This is a genomic window from Helicobacter bizzozeronii (assembly GCF_900196775.1).
GTDB lineage: Bacteria > Campylobacterota > Campylobacteria > Campylobacterales > Helicobacteraceae > Helicobacter > Helicobacter bizzozeronii.
Genome location: NZ_FZLB01000077.1, coordinates 1 through 22,139, shown reverse-complemented (window position 1 = coordinate 22,139; position 22,139 = coordinate 1). Strand labels below are relative to the sequence as shown.

Annotated in this window: 20 protein-coding genes and 1 pseudogene; 8 read left to right on the top strand and 13 right to left on the bottom strand. The window is 46.8% G+C overall.

The features are described from left to right. A pseudogene (locus C5684_RS07925) lies at window positions 1–343 on the bottom strand (outer membrane beta-barrel protein); the annotation flags it as partial. Next, the gene (locus C5684_RS07920; RefSeq protein ID WP_104639969.1) at window positions 333–1,031 is read right to left on the bottom strand and encodes a hypothetical protein; all 699 of its coding nucleotides are present in this window, start codon (window positions 1,029–1,031) and stop codon (window positions 333–335) included. The gene C5684_RS07920 and the pseudogene C5684_RS07925, both read right to left, overlap by 11 nt. Before the next feature lie 101 nt (window positions 1,032–1,132). On the opposite strand from C5684_RS07920, the gene panB reads away from it, so the two are divergent. Together panB and ruvB are read left to right on the top strand one after the other, a co-directional pair. Then, window positions 1,133–1,936 carry a 3-methyl-2-oxobutanoate hydroxymethyltransferase gene (panB, locus tag C5684_RS07915; RefSeq protein WP_104639968.1) on the top strand — a complete coding sequence of 268 codons (804 nt, stop codon included), beginning with the start codon at window positions 1,133–1,135 and terminating at the stop codon, window positions 1,934–1,936. Beyond that, entirely contained in the window at window positions 1,933–2,943 is a 1,011-nt protein-coding gene (gene ruvB / locus C5684_RS07910; protein WP_104628490.1) for a Holliday junction branch migration DNA helicase RuvB, read from the top strand. Before panB ends, ruvB begins: the two co-directional genes overlap by 4 nt. Here ruvB and gyrB read toward each other — a convergent pair. The 4 genes from gyrB to C5684_RS07890 are packed head-to-tail and all read right to left on the bottom strand — an operon-like array spanning window position 2,940 to window position 8,717. Further along, the gene (gene gyrB / locus C5684_RS07905; RefSeq protein ID WP_104639967.1) at window positions 2,940–5,246 is read right to left on the bottom strand and encodes a DNA topoisomerase (ATP-hydrolyzing) subunit B; all 2,307 of its coding nucleotides are present in this window, start codon (window positions 5,244–5,246) and stop codon (window positions 2,940–2,942) included. The two genes, ruvB and gyrB, sit on opposite strands and share 4 nt — an antisense overlap. A 41-nt stretch (window positions 5,247–5,287) precedes the next feature. Continuing rightward, a complete protein-coding gene (dnaA, locus tag C5684_RS07900) occupies window positions 5,288–6,580 on the bottom strand; it encodes a chromosomal replication initiator protein DnaA (protein WP_104639966.1) in 1,293 nt (430 codons plus the stop codon). Beyond that, entirely contained in the window at window positions 6,577–7,044 is a 468-nt protein-coding gene (gene ruvC, locus C5684_RS07895) for a crossover junction endodeoxyribonuclease RuvC (protein WP_104639965.1), read from the bottom strand. The genes dnaA and ruvC overlap by 4 nt, the downstream gene beginning before the upstream one ends. After that, window positions 7,041–8,717, bottom strand: a complete 1,677-nt coding sequence (locus tag C5684_RS07890) for a methyl-accepting chemotaxis protein (RefSeq protein ID WP_104639964.1) — start codon at window positions 8,715–8,717, stop codon at window positions 7,041–7,043. The genes ruvC and C5684_RS07890 overlap by 4 nt, the downstream gene beginning before the upstream one ends. A 165-nt stretch (window positions 8,718–8,882) precedes the next feature. On the opposite strand from C5684_RS07890, the gene C5684_RS07885 reads away from it, so the two are divergent. Next, window positions 8,883–9,317, top strand: a complete 435-nt coding sequence (locus C5684_RS07885; RefSeq protein WP_199764524.1) for a N6-threonylcarbamoyl adenosine t(6)A37 modification in tRNA — start codon at window positions 8,883–8,885, stop codon at window positions 9,315–9,317. 1 nt (window position 9,318) lies between these two features. Here C5684_RS07885 and C5684_RS07880 read toward each other — a convergent pair whose 3' ends face one another. From C5684_RS07880 to tig, 6 genes are all read right to left on the bottom strand, one after another. Continuing rightward, complete coding sequence (locus C5684_RS07880) at window positions 9,319–9,777, bottom strand: DUF1104 domain-containing protein (protein WP_104639963.1); 459 nt, start codon at window positions 9,775–9,777, stop codon at window positions 9,319–9,321. A gap of 68 nt (window positions 9,778–9,845) precedes the next feature. Beyond that, a complete protein-coding gene (locus C5684_RS07875) occupies window positions 9,846–11,912 on the bottom strand; it encodes a heavy metal translocating P-type ATPase (RefSeq protein WP_104639962.1) in 2,067 nt (688 codons plus the stop codon). Between the two features lie 33 nt (window positions 11,913–11,945). After that, on the bottom strand, window positions 11,946–13,430 hold the full coding sequence (locus C5684_RS07870; RefSeq protein ID WP_104639970.1) for a YifB family Mg chelatase-like AAA ATPase: 1,485 nt from the start codon (window positions 13,428–13,430) through the stop codon (window positions 11,946–11,948). A gap of 32 nt (window positions 13,431–13,462) precedes the next feature. Continuing rightward, window positions 13,463–13,975: a peptide deformylase gene (gene def, locus C5684_RS07865; protein ID WP_104639961.1), complete on the bottom strand. Its 513-nt coding sequence runs from the start codon at window positions 13,973–13,975 to the stop codon at window positions 13,463–13,465. Then, window positions 13,975–14,568, bottom strand: a complete 594-nt coding sequence (clpP, locus tag C5684_RS07860; protein WP_006017056.1) for an ATP-dependent Clp endopeptidase proteolytic subunit ClpP — start codon at window positions 14,566–14,568, stop codon at window positions 13,975–13,977. Before clpP ends, def begins: the two co-directional genes overlap by 1 nt. Next, window positions 14,565–15,872 (bottom strand): trigger factor, encoded by a 1,308-nt coding sequence (tig, locus tag C5684_RS07855; protein WP_104639960.1) that lies wholly within the window; start codon window positions 15,870–15,872, stop codon window positions 14,565–14,567. The genes clpP and tig overlap by 4 nt, the downstream gene beginning before the upstream one ends. 92 nt (window positions 15,873–15,964) lie before the next feature. Between tig and fliI the strand changes: the two genes are divergently transcribed. The 5 genes from fliI to C5684_RS07830 all read left to right on the top strand — a co-directional run bounded on the left by fliI (window position 15,965) and on the right by C5684_RS07830 (window position 21,348). Then, window positions 15,965–17,275, top strand: a complete 1,311-nt coding sequence (fliI, locus tag C5684_RS07850) for a flagellar protein export ATPase FliI (RefSeq protein WP_104639959.1) — start codon at window positions 15,965–15,967, stop codon at window positions 17,273–17,275. Between the two features lie 90 nt (window positions 17,276–17,365). Beyond that, window positions 17,366–18,538, top strand: a complete 1,173-nt coding sequence (locus C5684_RS07845; RefSeq protein WP_104639958.1) for a NifS family cysteine desulfurase — start codon at window positions 17,366–17,368, stop codon at window positions 18,536–18,538. A 9-nt stretch (window positions 18,539–18,547) separates the two neighbouring features. Further along, window positions 18,548–19,528 carry an iron-sulfur cluster assembly scaffold protein gene (locus tag C5684_RS07840; RefSeq protein WP_104628499.1) on the top strand — a complete coding sequence of 327 codons (981 nt, stop codon included), beginning with the start codon at window positions 18,548–18,550 and terminating at the stop codon, window positions 19,526–19,528. 99 nt (window positions 19,529–19,627) lie between these two features. After that, complete coding sequence (locus tag C5684_RS07835) at window positions 19,628–20,437, top strand: HpaA family protein (protein WP_104639957.1); 810 nt, start codon at window positions 19,628–19,630, stop codon at window positions 20,435–20,437. Between the two features lie 125 nt (window positions 20,438–20,562). Next, the gene (locus tag C5684_RS07830) at window positions 20,563–21,348 is read left to right on the top strand and encodes an HpaA family protein (protein ID WP_104639956.1); all 786 of its coding nucleotides are present in this window, start codon (window positions 20,563–20,565) and stop codon (window positions 21,346–21,348) included. Between the two features lie 21 nt (window positions 21,349–21,369). On the opposite strand, the gene C5684_RS07825 is transcribed toward C5684_RS07830, so the two are convergent. Next, window positions 21,370–21,960, bottom strand: a complete 591-nt coding sequence (locus C5684_RS07825) for a phosphatase PAP2 family protein (RefSeq protein WP_013890114.1) — start codon at window positions 21,958–21,960, stop codon at window positions 21,370–21,372. Between the last annotated feature and the right edge of the window lie 179 nt (window positions 21,961–22,139).

Here is a 22,139-nt window from a genome sequence, read left to right as displayed (position 1 = left end):
AATACTCCCCATAGTAACGCAAGCCCCCAACCCCGCCCTTGAGATATTGTTGGTAACCCGCACGCACCCCATATAAAAGCGGAAAATTCCCATTGCTAATCCCATTGATTTTTAAATTTAGTTCGGCTAAAACCACGCCCACAAAAACCCCGCTCTTGCGTTTGGCAACTTGTTTGTCTAGCTGGGCTTGTTGCACCTCGTATAATTGCCCTTTGAGCATGTAAATTTGGAATTGTTTTTCTTGAAGGGGGGTGCGCTTTTGGGGGTCAGGTGCGGCTGTGCCTAAGCATAACTGAGCTAACAAAATGCCTAACAAAGCCCCTTGAGCCAACTTAAAAGACATATTGGTAACCCACATTCACAACCCCACCCCACCAAGACACATCTTTATTGGCGAGCAATTTAAAGGCTAATTCTACGCGGTTATGCCCAAAGACACTAAAAGCAATCCCGGTATTGAGCATCATGCCAAAAAAAGAATTGGTGCTAATGCCCTGACTGACCACCCCCACCCCAATGCCTAACAAAAACCCCATGGACAAATACCGCCCCACAAGGGGCAAGACCGGATCGATCATCAGATCGGCATTGATGGTTGCGCTCTGGTAACCCACCCGCCCAATACTCGCTTGTTTGGGCACAGCCCCGATGTATTGGATATAAATACGCCGCCCAATCACATTGGGGCGGAAAGTCTTGGCAAAGAGTGAGGGGCGGTAACTCTGATAGCCAAAACGCACCCCAATCGCCCACAAATAGTTAAGGGAATTACCCGTAATGCTCTTACTCCCGGTTTTGAGGCGGATTTGGTTATTATAAAAAAAACCCGTGCTAAGCCCAATAATAAGCCCGGTTTTTTTCTCAGCCGCTTTAATATCATCAATCAAAAGCGCGATTTCTTTGTCGCTGTATTTTTCATAGAATTTGATGTAGCGGTAATACTTGGGGTCTAGTGTTTCATAGTCAATGCCCTCTAAAAGTGCTTGGCACAAAAAGAGTGCAGATACCAGCACCCCAGCACTAACCTTCAATGTCTCTCCTAAGCAAATTAATCCCCAAAGTGGCTTAATCCCCATCTCAAGCATATCATAGCATTTTAAAGGTAAAATCTCAAAAAACTATAAGGTTACCCATGAAAAATACACTTGGCATGCTCTATGCTAAAAAACACCCCAAAGAGGGTCAGCCCTCCAAAATTAGCGCGATCACCGCTTACGATGCGCTCTTTGCGGGGCTTTTTGATCCCCTCATTGATGTGATCTTGGTGGGCGATAGCTTGAATATGAGTTTTAATGGGCGTGTGGATACCCTGAGTGCCCACATGGACATGATGATTTACCACACCCAAGCGGTGTGCTGTGCTGTTAAAAAGGCTTTTGTGATCATGGACATGCCCTATGGGAGCTACACCCACAAAAAACAAGGCATTAAAAACGCTTTGCGTGCCTACCAGCAAACCCAAGCCGATGCAATCAAGCTAGAGGGGGGACTCAAACGCGCGCCCTTGATTAAAGCCATTGTAGAGGAGGGCGTGGCGGTGGTGGGGCATATTGGGCTTTTACCCCAAAGTGTGCGCGCAATGGGGGGCTACAAAGTGCAGGGCAAAACCCCCCAAAGTGCTCATCAGCTCTTAGAGGACGCACTAGCTTTGCAAGAGGCGGGGGTGTCTTTGCTGGTGATTGAGGGTGTGATCTCTAGTGTGGCAAGCACCATCACAGCCAAATTAGACATCCCCACCATTGGCATAGGCAGCGGAGCGGGCTGTGATGGGCAGATTTTGGTATTTTCTGACATGTTGGGCTTGTTCCAAGCTTTCAAGCCTAAATTTGTGCGCCACTATTTGCAAGGAGCCCAGCTCATCCAAGAGGCGATTAAAAATTACATCGCCGACATTGAGTCGGGCAATTTCCCCAGCCCAGCAGAAAGCTACTCATGAGCGATCGCTTAGTCAATTTGCAAGCCTTAGAGTTTGAGGAGCAAGAAAACCTGAGTTTGCGCCCCGCACTTTGGGAGGATTACATCGGGCAAGAACAAGTTAAAAAGCTCTTGCAAGTCTCCATCCATGCCAGCAAAAAACGGGGCGATACCCTCGATCACATTCTTTTTTTTGGACCTCCCGGTTTGGGTAAGACCACCTTAAGCCACATCATCGCCCTAGAATTGGGGACACAAATCAAGGTAACCACCGCCCCAATGATTGAAAAAACCGGCGATTTGGCTGCGATTTTAACCAATTTGAATGCTAAAGACATTTTATTCATTGATGAGATTCACCGCTTAAGCCCGGCTATTGAAGAGGTTTTATACCCGGCTATGGAGGATTTTAGGCTGGATATTATCATTGGCTCTAAAGCAGCCGCCCAGACCATTAAAATTGATTTAGCCCCCTTCACGCTCATTGGGGCGACCACTCGGGCGGGCATGCTCTCTAACCCCTTGCGTGATCGCTTTGGCATGCATTTTCGCATGCAATTTTATAGTATCCAAGAATTAGCCATTATCATCAGCAAGGCTAGTTCTAAACTCTGCAAAGCCATTGACATAGAGGCTAGCTTAGAGATTGCCAAACGCTCCAGGGGCACGCCCCGCATCGCCCTTAGGCTTTTAAAACGCATCCGTGATTTTGCCGATAGCGCCAATGAAGAGAGTATCTCTCTGCCTAGAGCCCAGATGGCATTAGAGGAATTGGGCGTGAATGCTTATGGTTTTGATACTTTGGATTTGCTCTATCTTAATCTCCTAGCCAATGCCAAAAACCGGGCTTTGGGTTTGAGCACGATTGCGGCTAGCATGCATGAGGATGAGAGCACTATTGAAGAGGTGATTGAGCCTTTTTTATTGGCTAATGGCTATTTGGAACGCACGGCTAAGGGGCGCATTGCCACGCCCAAAACCTATGAAGTTTTAAAACTCCAAGCCCCCAAAAAATCGCTTTTTGATTAGATGTCTAAATTCTTAACATCTTTGGCATGGGCTTGGATATAAGCACGGCGGGGCTCAACCTCATCGCCCATTAAGAGATTAAAGGCATCGTTAGCTTTCTCCTCATCCTCCAAAGACACCCGCAACAAGTGGCGGTTAGCCGTTGCCATCGTGGTTTCCCAAAGTTGTTCGGGGTTCATCTCGCCCAGACCCTTGTAGCGTTGGATATACGCCCCTTGTTTGGCACGCTCCTCAATTTGGGCTAAAAACTCCAAACCATCCACTTCCAAAGCGTCTAAATTAAAATCCTTGATTTTGGCAAAGAGATTTTGGGCTTCCAAGAATAGCGGATCGTTAAAGAGGGCATGATCGATTAAAATTTCCACCAAGCCTAATTTGGTCTGCACAAAAAAGTGCAAACTATCCTCTAAAACTTGCTGGGTTAAAATGCGATAGCCCACCTTGATAATGTGTTCTTGCAATTTGAGCGCTAAAGTGCTTAGGGGCAAATCCTTACCCCCTTGTTCGATCAAATAACGCAGGACTTCCATTAAAATGGGGCGTTTTTCTAGCTCTTGGAGCAAGGATCGATAAGCACTCAAGGTTTTAAGCAAGTCTAGTAAGTCATTGCGCCCCATCCCCTCAATCTCCACGCTATCAATGCCATGTTCGATCAAAAAGTGATTCAATTCCTTTTCGTCCTTGAGGTATTTTTCAATCTTTTTCTTTTTAAAGCGATAGAGTGGAGGTTGGGCGATATAGACATGCCCATTTTCGATCAAGGGCTTTAAGTAGCGGTAAAAAAAGGTCATCAATAGGGTTTGGATATGGCTACCATCCACATCGGCATCGGTCATGATGATGATTTTATGGTAACGCAGTTTTTCTAAATTAAATTCCTGCCCCACGCCACACCCAAAGGCGGTGATCATGTTTTTGATTTCCTCAGATTTTAAAATCTTGCTAAGGTGGGATTTCTCCACATTGAGGATTTTACCCCGTAAGGGCAAGATCGCTTGGAAAACCCGATCGCGTCCTTGTTTAGCCGACCCGCCCGCACTATCCCCTTCCACTAAGTAAATTTCACACTCCTTAGGGTCTTTGCTCTGGCAATCAGCTAATTTGCCCGGCAAAGTCCCCACGCTCAAGTTATCCTTTTTGCGGGTGAGCTCCTTTGCCTTTTTAGCTGCCTCTCTGCCCTTAGCGGCTAGCAACGCCTTTTGCATGATGGCTCTAGCCACGCTAGGATTTTCCTCAAAGAATTTAGCCATCTTTTCATAGACCAGTTTTGCCACCACGGGGCGCACAAAGGAACTGCCTAACTTGGCTTTAGTCTGCCCCTCAAATTGGGGTTCTAAAATCCGTGCTGAGATCACGGCAAGCAAGCCCTCTTTAATGTCCTCTTGCACCACGCCTGCTTCTTTTTCCCGTGCATTGGCATTCTCTTGGATATAGTTTAAAATCGCACGGCTAAGACCCATGCGGAACCCACTCTCATGCGTGCCCCCCTCGGGCGTGCGGATACTATTAACAAAGCTAAACATCTGCTCGCTATAACCTTCATTGTAGGCTAGGGCGATTTCAACTTCCATGTCCTCTGCTTGTGCGCTAAAGGCGATCACCTCAGAGATGAGGGGGTTTTTATTGGTGTCTAAAATAAATTGTTTCAAGCCCTCTGTATAATGGTAAGTTTCTTTAATTTGGTTGGGTTGGTCCTCAAAATGGATGGTTACGCCATGGTTTAAGTAAGCCATTTCTTGGAAGCGTTTTTGCAGCACAGAGGAATCAAAAGCCACCACCTCCATAATGGAAGGGTCGGGGAAAAACTCAATGCTGGTCCCCTGTTCTTTGGTGGTGCCCACCACTTCTAAGGGGGTGGTGGGGATGCCCTTAGCAAATTCTTGCCTGAAAATCTGCCCCCCGCGTTTGATGGTCATGATAAGTTTAGTAGAAAGGGCATTCACCACGCTCACCCCCACGCCATGTAGCCCACCTGAAACCTTGTAAGTTTGTTTGTCAAATTTACCCCCGGCATGCAGGGTGGTTAAAGCCAGCGTAGCAGCTGGGATACCCTCTGTGGAGTGGATATCCACGGGGATACCCCGCCCATTATCCTCCACCATGCATGAACCATATTGGGTCAGCGTGATATGAATTTGGTTGCAAAAACCCGCCATGCTTTCATCAATGGAATTATCCACAATTTCATAGACCAAGTGGTGCAAGCCATCAATATTGGTATTCCCAATATACATGCCCGGGCGTGCCCGCACGCCTTCTAAGCCCTTTAATACCTTGATCTTATCACCCGTGTAGGAATGCATCGCTAGCCTTTTTGCTGATTTTCTGTAAGAGGACCATTATACTACAAGTGCCCTTGTGTCTTGATTTTGTCTAACATCTCTTCGATTAAAAGCTTGGTGTTTTTGTCCTCTTGCATGCGCATAGCGATCATCTTGTGTCCCTTGCTCACAGCACTGTGATCTTTCATGCCCAAAAACTGCGCTAAAGTGGTGGTTGGGCTCTTAATGAGTGTGCGCGCCAAGTAAATCACCATTTTTCTAGCCAACGCCACTTGTTTATTGCGGTAATTATTCCTAATCTCAGAGGGTTTGAGGTTGAGGGTTTGGGAGACCACCCGCAAGATACTTTCTAAATTGATCTCTAGGCTTGTCTCTCTTTGGGTGTGTTCTAAAATTTCTTGAGCCAACTCTAGGCTAATATTTTGCCCGGAGAGCATAGCAGTGGCATTCAAACGCAACAAAGCCCCCTCAATTTGGCGGATATTATCATGCAAGTGGCTAGCCAAAAAAGCGATCACCTCTGAATCCATAGAAATTTGGTTGAGCTGGCATTTTTTGCTGATAATGGCGATTTTGGTTTCTAGCATGGGGGCTTGGATACTGGCAATCATGCCCATCTCAAAGCGTGAGAGCAGGCGTTCGGCTAAACCCTTGATGAATTTAGGCGGTTTGTCTGAGGTCATCACAATTTGCTTTTTTTGGCTATGCAAAGCGTTAAAGGTGTGGAAAAACTCCTCTTGCACATTCTGCTTACCCCCAAAAAATTGCACATCATCGATCAAGAGATAATCGCATGAGCGGTATTTATCTTGGAATTTATCCATGCTGTGGTTACCCAGCCTAAAAACATAGTCGTTTAAAAATTGTTCGGCAGTAACATAGAGCACATCTTGCACCCGCTGGCTAGCAAAATTGCCAATGGCATTTAAAATGTGGGTTTTACCCAGCCCCACGCCCCCAAAAAAAAGCACGGGGTTATACGCCCCAATCTCTTTAGCCACTTTGGAGGCGATTTTAATTGCCATGTGGTTGCATTCCCCCACCACAAGGCTATCAAAAGTAAAAGCGGGGTTGAGTGAAGGGTTGAGCCGGAAGGCTTTGGGGATACGCTCCACTTGTTGGTTTTGGGGCAAAATCTGCACCTTGATCGGGTAGCCCTTTTGTGCCCCGATGGTCTTTTCTAACAAATCCCCATACTTGGCTTGGATATAACCACACACCAAAGCATTGGGGGCATAAAAGACAAAGTGATCGGCTCTAGAGGCGCGCGGATCAAAACGCAACAAGGGCATATAAGTTTGGTATTCATATTCGCTCAAATCTAATTTGAGCGTTTCTAAGAGGGGATCGATCATGGATTGCGGATTTTTCTTTGTTGGGCGTGGGTGAGTGCAATGGCGATCGCATCGGTGATGTCTAGGGGCTTGATCGCACTTTTGATCCCCAAAATCTTTTTAACCATAAAAGACACTTGTTCCTTACTCGCCTTGCCATGCCCGGTGAGTGCCTTTTTGACCTGTAAGGGTGTGTATTCGCTAAAACGCCCAAAAACTTGCAAAATCTTAAGCCCCAATGCGCCCCGCAGTTGGGCTAACTTCAAAACACTCTTTGGGTTGTAGGCATAAAAAATATCCTCCATCGCCACCTCCACAATGGCATAATCCTTAAAAAGTTGCTCTAGCCCCCCCACTGCCTCCAAGATTTGATCTTGCAAACAAGAGGTTTGGATATGCATAAACCCTGCCCCCACTAATTTGCCTTGAAAATCCACAATCCCATACCCACACTTATGACTCCCCGGATCAATCCCTAAAATCATGTTTTGAACTGACCCACCAAACCATCGACATTGCGCGTGCTATTGAGGATTGTATCGGCATAGCCCACGATTTTAACTGCTTCTTTAGCCGTTGCCTTGTTGATCTCATCAATGCCTGCAAAGTCATGCGTGATCACATCAATATCCTCTTTAGTCCCCACAAAATTCCCAATCGATTTTTTAACCCGCCCCACGGTGGAATCTAAATTCTTGCTCATGTCCTCAAAGCGTTTTTGCACCTCCAAGCCCACCCCGCTGAGTTGCTCAATTTTCTTAGAATTGAGATTCATCTGGCTACTCACATCGTTAATTTCTTGCACAATCACCCCAATAGTGGAGTTGATCTCTGCTAAACTCTTTTGGGTGCGGGCGGCTAAATTACGGACCTCATCAGCCACCACCGCAAAGCCCCGCCCATGCTCGCCCGCGCGCGCGGCCTCAATGGCGGCGTTCAAGGCTAATAAATTGGTCTGATCGGCAATATCGTTAATGATGTGTAAAATGCTTTTCACGCTATCAGCGTTCTTGCTGAGTTGCTCGACCTTGTTAGCCAACTCTTCCTCTGTTTTAGATGCTTCTGTAATTTGCCCAAATAAATTGCTAATGGAATCATTGGAGGTTTGCACCAAATCCTGCACTTCGGTTAAATCCTTTTGGCTGGCTTGGGCTTCTTCGGTGGATTGATTCACCATCACGCTAATATCATTTGTTTTCTTTCTAACGGCATCGATCATCTGCGTGCGTTTCTGCATGATTTGTAAGGTTTCAGTGATGCCCGTCTTGAGTTGCTCGGCCACGCCCCGACTACCCTTAGAGCTATCCTTAATTTCTTTAATTAACTCCTGTATGCTCTCGGCAAAGTGGTTGATCCCCCCACTAATTTTGGATATTTCATCATTAACGCGGCTAGTTTGGATGCGTTGGGTCAAATCCCGATCCCCCAAGCTAAACTCATGCACACGATGGACCAAGCGATGCAAGCGCCGGATAATGCCAAAATAAACAAAAACAGAAGTGAGCACAATCAAAGCCACAACGATGAGCGCAATATTCCAAATCAAAGTGCCCAGATTTTTCACGACTTTTGTTTCCACTTCTTTTCTGGTCTCCTCAGAAGCCCCTAGAATATCGCTAAAATAGCTGGTGGCAACAATCACCATTTTACTGACCGGGTCGTAATGGCTGTAGGCAACTTTGGGCTCGGGCGTGCCCCCATCAAATTTAGGCATTTTATAGTAAGTATATCCCCCCCCCGCCTTAGCCTCTTTGATATAACCACACACATAGCAGACATTATCCACACTCATTAAATGCAATCCGCTTTTACCCACCGTGGTGGGATTGACCGGGTCAAAAAGCACTTTGCCTTCCATATCGGCTACAACCATGTAGATCATGCCCTTGTCATTGTTGATCTTGCCAAAATATTCCAACGCCATTTGTTGGGCTTTCTCCCTAGGCAAGATTTCATAAAAACCCGCAATGGCTTGCTCGATTAGGTGGGTGGTGTAGCGCAAGTTTTCCGTTCTATTGTGTATATCCCCATTCTTTTCGCTCTCCACCAAAGAGGAGAGCAGATCATGCTGTTTTGTGCCCGTAATCAAAGCAACCGCCGCTCCCACAATGGATAGAGATAAAAAAATGACCCCTATGATTTTAAAACCCAGATTCACGCAATACTCCTCATTTTGGGTTGCAAACTTATTGTTTATATTGTGCTATGTTAGAAAGAACACCCGCAGATTCTAGCATGATTCATCTAAAGAGTGATGGCTCATTTGCTTGAAGCCCTAAAAATGCTACCATGTGCGCCAATCAACGCCATATAAAGGGAATACATGGAGTTTGTAGAAGATGTGATTCTAGCCCAAAGCGACACCACAGCGGGCTTTTTTAGTTATGATGCCAAAAAATTAAACATGATTAAAAACAGCCCCCCTAACAAGCCCCTCTTGCAAGTGTCCCCCAGCCTCAAAGCCCTAAACCCACGCGTGCCCCTCCAGCACAAAGCCCTAGCACGGCGTACAAAAGCCACGCTAGTTTGCCGCAATTCCCAAGCTTGGCGTGTGATCCAAGACCCTTTGACTTTAAATTATTTAGAACGCTTGGGTGTGATTTTCAGCACCTCAGCAAACCTCAGCACCCAACCCTATGATTATCAGATTGCCTTTGGGCTAGCCCAAACCATCATCGAGGATCGGCGTGGGCTCTATGCTAGCCAACCCTCCCAAATCCTCAAACTCTCCAAAACCCGCAAAAAACGCCTACGCTAAACTATTTGTGTTTGGGTGGGGCATTAAAGCCATGTTGAACCAAATCCTCCTCAAACTTATCAGAGTTGAGCAACTTTTTCCAATAATCAATGTAGGCATATTCCTCATCCACTTCTTCGCGTAGGTGGTTGATATTTGCTTCCCTTGCAGCCAAAGCCTTTTTAATGGTCGCCAAGCGTTGTTTCCTCTCGCTTGGTTTCAATTTAGCCAAGTTTTTCGCCAAATTGTCTTGGAATTGTTTTTGAAAATCTGCCTTGTGCTTGGGTGTCATTTTGTTATAGCGGTTTTTCATCTCGCTCAAATACTCAATCACCTTGCGCGCCTCGATTTTGCCTGCCAAGTCTAACATCTCTTGATCGGGTTTGGTTTGATACTCGGGGAAGACATTCAAGCCAATCGTTTGGGCATTCAGCCCCACACAAAGAGCCCCAGAAGCCAACGCTAATTTTAAAACCTTCATTTTTTTCCTTTGCAATTTTTAAACGGGCATTATAACACAAAAAAAACTAACCATCACTAAACAAGCCCCTAAATACGCATGGTCCGCATGGAGTTGGCTAAAGCAATCAGCGTAACGCCTACATCGCCAAAAACTGCCTCCCACAAATCTACCTCTCCAAAGAGCCCTAACACAATAAACATCGCCTTGATTCCCAACGCAAAGATGATATTTTGCATCACGATATTTTTGGTCTTTTTGGCGATTTTAAAGGTTTGCACGATGGATTCCAAATTATTATTCGTGATCACAATGTCCGCACTCTCTTTGCTAATTTGGCTCGCACTCCCCATGCCCACCCCCACATCTGCTAAAGCCAAAGTGGGCGCATCGTTGATTCCATCGCCAATAAAGGCACTCTTGTGCGGGCTATGCTCTTGTTTGAACTTGTTGAACGCCTCCACCTTTTCCTCAGGCAACAAATTAGCATAATAGGGGCAATCTAGGGTCTTGGCTATACCCTTAGTGGCATGCTCGTTATCCCCACTCAAAATGCAAAAATGCTCGATCCCCTCTTTTTTAAGCCCCTCTAAGCACGCTTTGGCATTCTCTTTGAGCGTGTCAGCCACCACAATATAGCCAATGTGTTCCCCATTGGAAGCCACATGCACAATCGTGCCCTCCAAAGAACAACACTCATGCGGGATATTGTATTTACGCAACATCTTTTCATTCCCGGCTATAATCAAGTTGGCATGGCACTTAGCCCGCACGCCCAAGCCCCCCAACTCTTGGTATTCCTCGATCTGGTGCTGGCATGTGCTGGTGTAGGCTTTTTGGATCGAAACAGCAATGGGGTGGGTGGAGAGGATTTGCGCGCATGTGGCAAATTGCAAAACATCTTCTTTAGAAAAGTTGCCCGCCGGCACGACATCCACCACCTCAAATTCGCCCTTACTCAAAGTCCCGGTTTTATCAAAGGCGATATTTTTAACTTGCGTGAGAGTCTCTAGGGTATGCACGCTTTTAATCAAAATGCCATGCTTGCTAGCCGCCCCCACCCCGCCAAAATACCCTAAGGGCACAGAGATCACTAAAGCACAGGGGCAACTCACCATCAAGGCAATCAATCCCCGATAAATCCACTCCTCAAAACTCCCAAACCCCAACAAAGGGGGCACGCACGCAATACAGAGGGCAATGCCAAAAACAGCGGGCGTGTAGTAACGCGCAAAAGTGGTGATGAGCTTTTCAGTTTGGGATTTTTGGCTGACCGCCTGAGTTACCAAATCCACGATCTTAGCCACTGAAGAATCTTTATAAAGCTTAGTAACCTTAACCTCCAACATGGCTTTTAAATTGATGCTCCCGCCCAAAATGGGGCTATTTTCTTTCACATTGAGGGGCAAGGGTTCGCCCGTCAAACTCTTTTGATCGAGCATGCTCTCGCCTAGCAACACAAGCCCATCGGTGGGCACTTTCTCCCCCACTCTCACTACCACCACATCGCCCACTTGTAAATCCTTGGGATCGATCTGCTCTAAGCCATGGGCGCGCTTGATGTAAGCCAAATTGGGCGCGACATCTAAAAGAGATTGTAAGGATTTTTTAGACCTTGCAATAGCGAGTTTTTGTAAAAACTCCCCGGCGGAATAAAAGACCATCACCGAAACACTTTCTTCATAAGCCCCCACACAGAAGGCGGCAATGGTCGCGCTGAGCATGAGCGTATTTTCATCAAAAAAGCGTCTATTTTTAATGGCTCTAAAAGCCCCCATAAACACATCTTTACCCGCAAACACATACACCCCAGCCAATAAAACATAACTGACTGAACGCACCCAAGTAACTTGGCTAAAGTGCAAAGCCGCCACGCCGATCAAAAACAGCGCAATCGTGCCCAGCAACATATAAAGATCCGTGCGGGTGCGGGCTTGATCGGGGCTGTGATCGTGTTCTTGGGCGGATAACACCATGTCAGGCTCTAGCTTTTTAATGAGCAATAGGGCTTGGGGGATGTCTTGGCTGTCTAAATAAAGCGTGCTGGTATTAAAGGAGACTTGCGCGCTTTTGACATAGCTTTGTTTATTCAACTCCGCTTCTAATTTGTTAGCACAATCTGGGCAGTCCAAGCCCTTAAAATAATACTTCTGCATGCTTTTCCCTTATTTGGAGGTTGCTAGTTGATCTTAGCTGACTTTTCTAAACTGGAGTGCTTTTAACATGTGTTCTTTGTGGATTTGGGGGCTTTGGTGCAGATCAGCAACGGTGCGCGCCACTTTTTTGCTTTTATGAATCGCCCGCTCAGAGAGCCCAAAACGCATGGTGGCTTGATCTAATAGAGCCTGTGCGCCTTGATCGAGAATGCAAAACTCCTCAATTTGGCTTTCTTGAAGCTTGCCATTGAGTTTTTCTTGCCCCCTGCATTTTTGCATTTTGAAGGCTTGGAGCATTTGGCTATGGTAATTAGCCGAAGAGGTGTTGGCTTTAGCCTCAAGCTGGGTGGGATTCATCTGCACGAATAAATCAATGCGATCTAAAAAGGGCTCGCTTAGGCGGTTTTTATAGGCATTGATTTCGCGTTCTTGGCAACGGCAGAGTTTATGGGGGTCTAGCAAATTCCCACACGGACAAGGATTCATCGCCCCGATGAATAAAAAGGAAGTGGGGTATTCGATCTTGCTTTGCACCCTAGAGATCACCAGCTTATTATTCTCCATCGGCTCGCGCAAAGCTTCTAAAATATTTTTTTGGAAATGGGGCAACTCATCAAAAAATAAAATCCCATTGTGGGCGAGGGCGATTTCGCCCGGTTTGGGGTTGTGGGCATGCGTAGAGCCTAGAATGCTGGACTTAGAGGCGCTTTGGTGGGGGTTTCTAAAACTCCTTAAGGGGCTATAAGCACTCTCTTGTTGGCTTAAAATGCGCAATTTGAGCGATTCGATCATCTCAGCTAGCGTGCTGGGTGGGAGAATATAGCGCATGCGTTTAGCGATCATGCTTTTCCCACAGCCCGGAGAGCCCTCAAAGATCACATTGTGCATCCCACTAGCAGCAATCAATGCCGCTTCTTTGGCGGCCTCTTGCCCCTTAACATCGCTAAAATCCAAATCAAAAGTGGGTACATAGTAGTATTTTTGGTTGTTGATCTCTAGGCATTCGAAATCAAGTTGGGATTTGAAGGCATGGGGTGTGGGGTCTTTTTGCGTGATGATCTCTAGGGCTTCTTTGAGGTGCTCCACATAGTAAAAGTTGAGATTGGGGATGAGCGAAAAGAGTTCTTGATTGGGTTTGGGGACAATCACATGGGCATTGGGCTCTAAGATGGCGATGTCTAAGAGCAGGGGGAAAATACTGGTGGCATGCTTGATCTTGCCATCTAAACCCAACTCCCCAAAGGCAAACCATTTGCCCTCCAAAGGGGCTTTTTGCAAAGCCACCAATAAAGCCATGGGCAAATCAAAATGACTCCCGCTTTTGGGTAAGTCCGCTGGGGATAAATTGATGGTGATTTTTAGGGGCGGGAAAGAAAAGCCGTTATTTTGCAAAGCCGATTGGACGCGTTGTTTGGACTCTTGAATCGCACTACTGGGCAAGCCAGCGATCACAAAGGCGGGCAAGGCGCGCGTAAAAGTCGCCTCCACCTCCACAATATGTGCCCGGGCACAAGACATCGTGGCGCAATAAAGGGTGTTGATGCGGGCATTCACGGCATTTTCAAGGTCTTTTTAAACTCTTTTTCAAACTTCTTGCGCTTGAGCATGGAAAGTTTATCCACAAATAAAATCCCATTGAGGTGATCCATTTCATGCTGGATTGCCACGCTCAATAACCCCTCAGCTTGGAGCATTTTAGGCGTGCCTGTGCGGTCTTGATAACTCAAGGTGATCTTAGCGCTGCGTTCAATTTCTTCATAAAAATCGGGCACAGACAAACAGCCCTCTTTCCATAAGATGGTGCCTTCTTTGTGGGTGATGACTGGGTTGATGATCTCTAGGCAGTCTTGTGGGTATTGTTGCTCATCTTCTCTGGGCAAATTGATAATCAAAATGCGCCTAGGCACGCCCACTTGGATAGCCGCCAGCCCAATGCCCTTACTCTCTAGCATGCTCTCTAACATCGCATCTAAGAGGGTATGTAAGTCTGTATCAAAACTCACCACCTCTTGGGAGATGGTCCTTAGGCGTTTGTCTGGGTAGTGTAAAATCTCGAGTACCATTAAACTTGTTTGGTGCTTTTGACCAAGACTTCATCGACTAGCCCATAATCTTTGGCATCATGGGCACTCATAAAGAAATCCCGATCGGTGTCTTGTTCGATCTTTTCTAAAGATTGCCCGGTATTATCCGCCATGATTTGGTTTAGAGTGCCTTTCAAGCGTAAAATCTCTTTGGTGTAAATGGCAATATTGGTCGCCTGCCCTTGCGTGCCCCCTAGGGGTTGGTGGATCATAATTCTAGAGTGGGGCAGAGAAAAGCGTTTGCCCTTAGTCCCACAGCTGAGTAAAAACGCCCCCATAGAGGCTGCTTGCCCAATGCAGATGGTGCAAATGTCCGGGTGGATATAGTTCATGGTGTCATAAATGCTAAACCCGCTAGTAACCGATCCGCCCGGGGAGTTGATATAAAGGTTAATGTCTTTTTCGGGGTCTTCAGCCTCCAAAAAGAGCAACTGCGCCACAATGGTCGCTGCCACCGCATCGTTGATCTCCCCACTCAGCAAAACAATGCGATCTTTGAGTAGGCGCGAATAAATATCATAACTGCGCTCCCCCCGCCCCGTTTTTTCAATCACAAAGGGAACATAATTCATGCTTGCGCCTTGGGTAATTGTTGATCCAACAAAAAGGTCAATACCCGATCCTCCACCATTGCCATTTTCACCGCTGGGAGCATGTTATTTTTTTGGTAATGCCCGATGAGTTGCTGGGGGTTTTGGTTGGTCATCAACGCTTCGTAATAGAGGGTTTGGAAGACCTCATTATCTTGGACTTGGATACTTTCTTGCTTGGCTAGCGCGTCTATGATGAAAGTTACTTTCACGCTTCTTTGGGCGCTCTCTCTAAGAGCCTCGCGTTTTTCTTGGACCTTGCTAGGATTGTCTTGGAGCTCTTTAATCTGGGCTTGGTCCATGCTTTGCAAAGCCTGACGCAAGGCTAAATCCATCTCTTGTTCCACAATGGTTTTAGGCAGGTCAAAGGATAGGGATTTATCTAAATTATCAATCAGTTTTTCTTTGAGCTCTTGGTTATAAAGGCGGGTTTTAGCCTCTGTAAAAAGCTGTTCTTTGATTTTTTGCTTGAGTAACTCTAGGGTGGGTTCTTTTTCTTGATTTAAAACGCTCTTGATGAAGTCATCATCGATCTTAGGGATGTGGCGGATTTGGATTTTATGCAATTTAGTATAAAAAGACACCTCTTTACCCGCTAAGTTGGCATTAGCATAATCTTTGGGGAAGAGCACGGGAAAATATTTTTCTTCCCCAACTTTCATGCCTACAAGCTGTTTTTCAAACCCGGGAATCAAGCGGTTTTCCCCCACGATCAAGGCAAAATTTTGCGCCTTGTTGCCCTCAAAAGCTTTGCCATCCAACATGCCTTCAAAATCAAGCACCACCCCATCACCCTTTTCCACTTTTTTATCTGCAGGGGCATCTGAGAAAGTCGCCCGCTCTTTGGCTAAGGTCTGCAACCTCTCTTCAACTTCGCTCTCTTGAATCTCTTTGAGCGAAAAGGTGGGCACGCAGTCCTTAATAGCGGACAAGTCAATTTGGGGTCTCAAACCGATGTCAATTTCAATGTCAAAATGCCCCTCTTGTTTGTCAAATTTAACCACCGCAGGGTTACCAATTAAATCTTGCAGTTCTAGCTTGAGCTGGGTGCGCCCCTCTTTTAAAATCTCATCTAGGAGCTCCTTTTGGGATTCTTGCTCAATGTGGCTTTGGTAGCGTTGTTTGATAATGTCTAGGGGGACCTTGCCTTTTCTAAAACCATCTAATTTAGCACTTTTGGCGATTTTTTGGGCGATCTTTTGGGATTTCTCCTCAAAATCTTGCATTGAAGGCTTGGCGCACACACTAGCATTGGCACTATCTAGCCTTTTAGCTTCCACATCCATTAGAACTCCTTGAAGTCTATTTTAAGTATAATCATAAGCTTTTATTTTAGCGCAATCTGTGTTAATCCAAAATTAAGCCCCAAGGAGAGCCGATGTCTTTAGGAGCCCTCAAAGCTAGGTTGCAACTCAGTCGGGATTTATCGCCCCGCTATGGTGTGATCACCAAAATTTTACCCAACATGGTTTTTGTCAAGGGTTTTTTGCCCTCTGTGGGCGATGTGGTGAAAGCCGAGCGCAACGATGGTAAGGAATGTTTGGGGATGGTGGTTTTGGTGGAGCAAGCCCAATTTGGTTTTGCGCCCTTTTCCTTTGTGGAGGGGTGCAAAGTGGGCGATCGAGTGTTATTTGTCAAAGAGGGTTTGAGCTTCCCGGTGGGGGAGGCACTCTTAGGGCGGGTGCTTGATCCTTTGGGTAATCCCTTAGATGGCTTGGGGTTTGTGGGGGCTAGTGCTTATGCGCCCGTGATGGTCGCGCCCATGAAACCCTTACAAAGAGGAATCATTGATGAGATGTTTGGCGTGGGGGTTAAAAGCATTGATGGTTTGCTCACCTGTGGCAAGGGGCAAAAAATGGGGATTTTTGCGGGTAGCGGGGTGGGAAAATCCACTTTAATGGGCATGATTGTGCGGGGGTGCAGTGCCACGATCAAGGTGATCGCCTTGATCGGGGAGCGGGGGCGTGAGATTCCCGAATTTATCCACAAGAACTTACAAGGCGATTTGAGTAATACCGTGTTGGTGGTCGCCACTAGCGATGATTCGCCCTTGATGCGTAAATACGGGGCTTTTTGTGCCATGAGTGTGGCAGAATACTTTAAAAACCAAGGGCATGATGTCTTGTTCATGATGGATTCGGTAACGCGTTTTGCGATGGCACAGCGCGAAATTGGGCTAGCTTTAGGCGAACCGCCCACCAGTAAGGGCTACCCCCCTTCCGCCTTGACGCTTTTACCCCAACTAATGGAGCGTGCGGGCAAGGAGCAGAATAAAGGGAGTATCACCGCCTTTTTCACCGTGCTAGTAGAGGGCGATGACTTGAGCGACCCGATTGCCGATCAAAGCCGCAGTATCTTAGATGGGCATATTGTGCTCAGTCGCGAACTCACCGACCATGGGATTTATCCGCCCATTAATATTTTAAATTCTGCCTCAAGGGTGAGTAAGGAAGTGAGTAGCCATGAGCACAACATGGCAGCTAGAAAATTCCGCAAACTCCATGCCTTGCTCAAAGAAAATGAGGTGTTGATCCGCATTGGCTCTTACCAAAGAGGGTTTGATAGCGAGTTAGATGAAGCGATGGATAAAAAGGAGAGCATGGGGGTTTTTATGGCACAAGAAGAGGAAGAAATTGTGGATAGCCAGCAGAGTATCCAACAACTCATTGAGATGATGCAAATTCCTTAAGCTTGAGGAAAGGATAGGCGTGTATTATCCTCAAACTATGAGAGTAGTATTTTCCCAACAAACCCACCAAATTACCGATAGGACATGTTGATGCAAGATCGCATTTATTTAGACAATAACGCCACGACCAAGGTCGATCCTTTAGTGGAAAACATGATGGAGCCTTATTTTTGTGAACACTATGGCAACCCCAATTCCCTGCATAAGTTTGGCACAGAAACCCACCCGATGATCACCCAAGCCCTTGACAAACTCTATGAGGGCATACACGCCAATAACGAGGATGATATCATCATCACTTCTTGTGCCACTGAGAGCAATAACTGGGTGCTCAAATCGATGTATTTTGATGCTTTTTTAAAGCATGGCAAGGATCACATCATCACCACAGAAGTGGAGCACCCCGCCGTGCATGCCACTTGTGAATTTTTAGAGAGTGTGGGCATGCGGGTTACTTATTTGCCCATCAATGAGCATGGCACGATTGCGGCTAGCCAAGTAGCCGAGGCGATCACAGATAAAACCGCCTTGGTGAGTGTGATGTGGGCGAATAATGAAACGGGCTTGATTTTCCCCATTGAAGAGATCGGGCAAGTGTGCAAGCAAAGGGGCGTGTTGTTCCACAGCGATGGGGTGCAAGCCATCGGGAAAATCCCGGTGGATGTGCAAAAAGCCCAAGTGGATTTTCTCTCCTTTTCAGCGCACAAGTTCCATGGTCCCAAAGGTGTTGGGGGGCTTTACATTAGATCGGGCGTGGAACTCACCCCTCTTTTGCATGGGGGGGAGCACATGCGCGGGCGGCGTAGCGGGACTCTCAATGTGCCCTATATCATTGGTATGGGGGAGGCGATGAGGTTAGCCCAACAAAATTTAGACTATGAAAAAGAAGTGGTGGGGGGGCTAAGAGACAAGCTAGAAGATGCCTTGCTAGAAATCAAAGATGTTTCTGTAATTGGGGATCGCATCCACCGCGTGCCTAACACCACTTTGGTGAGTGTGCGTGGGATTGAGGGCGAGGCGATGTTGTGGGATTTGAATCGCGCCAATATCGCCGCTTCTACTGGGAGTGCATGTGCTAGCGAGGATCTCAAGGCTAATCCGGTCATGGTCGCCATTGGGGCAGATGTGGAGCTGGCACACACGGCGGTGCGCTTTTCACTCAGCCGTTTTAACACGATCCAAGAGATCGATCGCACCATTGAGGTGTTTAAAAAAGCCGTGAAGCGGTTGCGTAATATTTCTAGCTCTTATGGCTTAAATTAAGGAGATTGCATGGCAAAGAATAATTTATTAGGTGGGGCGTTGTGGGATGCTTATTCTAAGGAGGTGAGTCGGCGTATGGATAACCCCACGCATTTAGGCGTGCTCACAGAGGAGGATGCTAAGGCTAGGGGGGCAAAACTCATTGTGGCCGATTATGGCGCGGAGGCGTGCGGGGATGCGGTGCGCCTGTATTGGCTGGTGGATGAAAACACAGATACGATCATTGATGCCAAGTTTAAAAGTTTTGGGTGCGGGACAGCTATTGCTAGCTCGGATATGATGGTGGAGCTGTGCTTGGGCAAACGCGTCCAAGAGGCGGTGAAAATCACTAATTTAGATGTGGAGCGGAATTTGCGTGATCACCCCGATGTGCCGGCTGTGCCCGGGCAAAAAATGCACTGCTCGGTGATGGCTTATGATGTGATCAAACAAGCAGCCGGGCAGTATTTGGGCAAGGATGCCGCCGATTTTGAGGATGAGATCATTGTGTGCGAATGTGCGCGCGTGAGTTTGGGTACGATTAAAGAGGTGATTAGACTCAATGATCTCAAAAGTGTCGAGGAGATCACCAACTACACCAAAGCCGGGGGCTTTTGTAAAAGCTGTGTGCGCCCGGGTGGGCATGAGGCTAGGGAATATTACTTGGTGGATATTTTAAAAGAGGTGCGCGCTGAGATGGAAGAGGAGAAACTCAAAAGCCAAGCGCAAAAATCTTTGGAGGGTAGCCTAGCCTTTAGCGATATGACAATGGTGCAAAAAGTGCGCGCCATCGATCAGGCTATCGATACGCATATCCGCCCGATGTTGATGATGGATGGGGGGAATTTGGAGATTTTGGACATCAAGGAGGGTGGGGGATTTGTAGATGTCTATATCCGCTACATGGGCGCATGCGATGGGTGTGCTAGTGCGACCACGGGGACTCTCTTTGCCATTGAGGGCATGTTGCAAGATCATCTAGATGAACATATCCGTGTCTTGCCTATTTAGCGTGCGTTTTTGACAAAAGGAGGGGGTAAATTAGCTATTTGTTATTTTTTTTACGATAGAATCGATTCCATTTACTTACAATATTAGAGGAGTTTTCACATGAAAAAGACAACAAAGAGTGTTTTGCTGACGGGACTTGTGGGCGCATTGATTGCTGGCTGTGCCACGGAGGGTGGGCCTCAAAAGACAAGCCAAGCTCCAGCCCAAAAACAAGCCCAACAAGGCACACAGACTAAGCAGAGCACACAACAAGCAAAAGCGGAAGCCCCCATACATTTTTCTTATCCCCTTAATATCCATCAAGAACCAGCCAACCACCATGTCATTGGTATTCTCATCCCCCATATCCAATCAACCGACAATCTCAAATCCCATATCCAAGACTTCCAAACAGCTCTTGTAGGGCAAATCAAGGAAATTTTCCAAAAACGAGGCTATGAAGTGGAGTTGTTAGACACTAGAGACCAACTCACAGATGAAGAAAAACACAAGATTTGGGCAGTTTTGGATTTGACCGGTTGGATGGGAGTCCTTGAAGATGTGAGAATCGATCTAGATGACCCTGAGAGCGACAATAACGATAAGTTAGTGGATGAAAGTGCCGGTGCGCTCTTTTTTAAATTCTTTGAGCCCGAATCGGGGAGAATTATCCATAACTTTGGCGTGAATGTGGGCACTTACCAAGCCTTCAACCACACCTATACCTATCGCAGCACCAACTCCGGCGGTTTTTCTGGATCCCGCGTTGAAACTACAGAGGAACATGAGGTTAATACAGACAAAGCAATCCACAAGATTTTAACCCAAATGTATGCGGGTGTGATGCAAAAATTAGTTGAAGAACTCACCGATTCGCACATTAACCGCTACCGCAAAGCGATCGAGCAAACTAAAAATTCAAAAAAATAGTTTGGTTTAAAGGTTAGGTGTCTTAGGGTTTTTTGGGGGGTTCATCTTTAGCTTTTGTTGTCCTTTAGTTCTCTTGTTTATTGTACAATGGTCCGCTATATTTTGAGTAAGGAGTTTATTAGGAAATGAAAAATAAGGTTTTGACTACATTAGCTGGTGTATCCCTAGTGCTTGCAGGTTGCGTGATGGATTCAGGAAGCAATGCTGAATCTAATGGGGGCAAGCCCAACCAAAAAAGTGCTAGCGTTAAAAAAGCAGTGGGCGATATCCCCTTGAAGTTTTATTATCCAGTTAATATCGATCAAGAGTCTCCCAATCACCGCGTTGTGGGGATTCTAGCCCCGCATGTGCAAGTGAGTGGCAACCTTAGCCCCTACATCGATCAATTTCAAGATGCGTTGGTCGAACAGATTCAAGCGATTTTCCAAAAAAGGGGTTATCAGGTCGTGCGTTTCACAAATGGGCAGGTGCTCACGCCCGCACAAAAACACCAGATGTGGTCTGTTTTGGATATAGGAGGCTGGGTTGGGATTTTAGAAGATGTCAAGATGGATACCAAAGACCCCAGCAAGCAAGATATGGATGTGATGGTGGATCAGAGTTCTGGGTCAGTGTGGTTTAAATTTTTTGAGCCAGAAACAGGACGCATTATCCATAACTTTGGCATCGAAGTGGGGACAGAACAAGCCATCACCCACACCTACACCTACCAAGCCACAGACTCAGGGGGTTTTGCGGGGGCAAATACCATTAGCCACACTGAGCTAGAAAAAAACAATGACAATGCGATCCGCAAGATTCTCAACGAAATGTATGTGATCGTGATGAAAAGAATGGTGGAGGAACTCACCAGCGAGAATATCGATCGCTACCGCGATGCGATTGAAAAGATCAAGAACAAAGGCAAATAAGCCATCAAGGAGGGGCAGAGTTCAAAAGCGGTAATGGAACGCCATGCCATAGCGGGCGTTCCCTTTTTCATTAATGCTAATCTCGGGGTAAAGCTCCCAATTACGGCGGTATTTGGAAGTGAAGAGGTAGGCAAAGCCCCAGCCAATCAAACTCCCCACCACCACTTGTAAAATCGTGTGTTTGCGCGCCACCACACGGCTTGCATCGGTGAGCATGGCTAGGGCGATCACAGGCAGAGCGGGCTTCCACCCATAGCGGTAAAAAACAAACCCCGCCGCACTCCATGCCCCCCCAGCATGCCCGCTGGGCATCCCCCGCCAGCTATCACAGCAAGGGCGTTTAGCAAAGGGCACTTTAGCCCCTCTGTCATGCGCACTTTGGAATGCCCCCTTGATCCCATAGATCACGCCTTGGGTTACAAAACTCCCCACCGCCAACTCGCCCAGCCCCCTATAATCACGCATGCCTAAGCTCACCACGCCCACAAAAATAGGCATCAAGCGCAAGACATCCCCAATGTCCTCTAAAATCTTGGCTTCTTGGCTCTCGGCTTGCCCTAAGCGCACACAGAGCAACAGCGCACAACCTGTATGAACAACTTTTTTCAACATGCCTAGATTATAACATTTTGTAAGGTATAATGTTTGAAAAAGTTTGGGCTGTGCTGTATTTTACGCTGAGTTTTTTGAGTAGCTTGGGGGTGGTGATCTTCTCTAGGCGATCGCTCTTGTTTGTGGATAATGCTAACAAACCCCAAGGCTTCCACACCAAAAGAACCCCACGGGCGGGG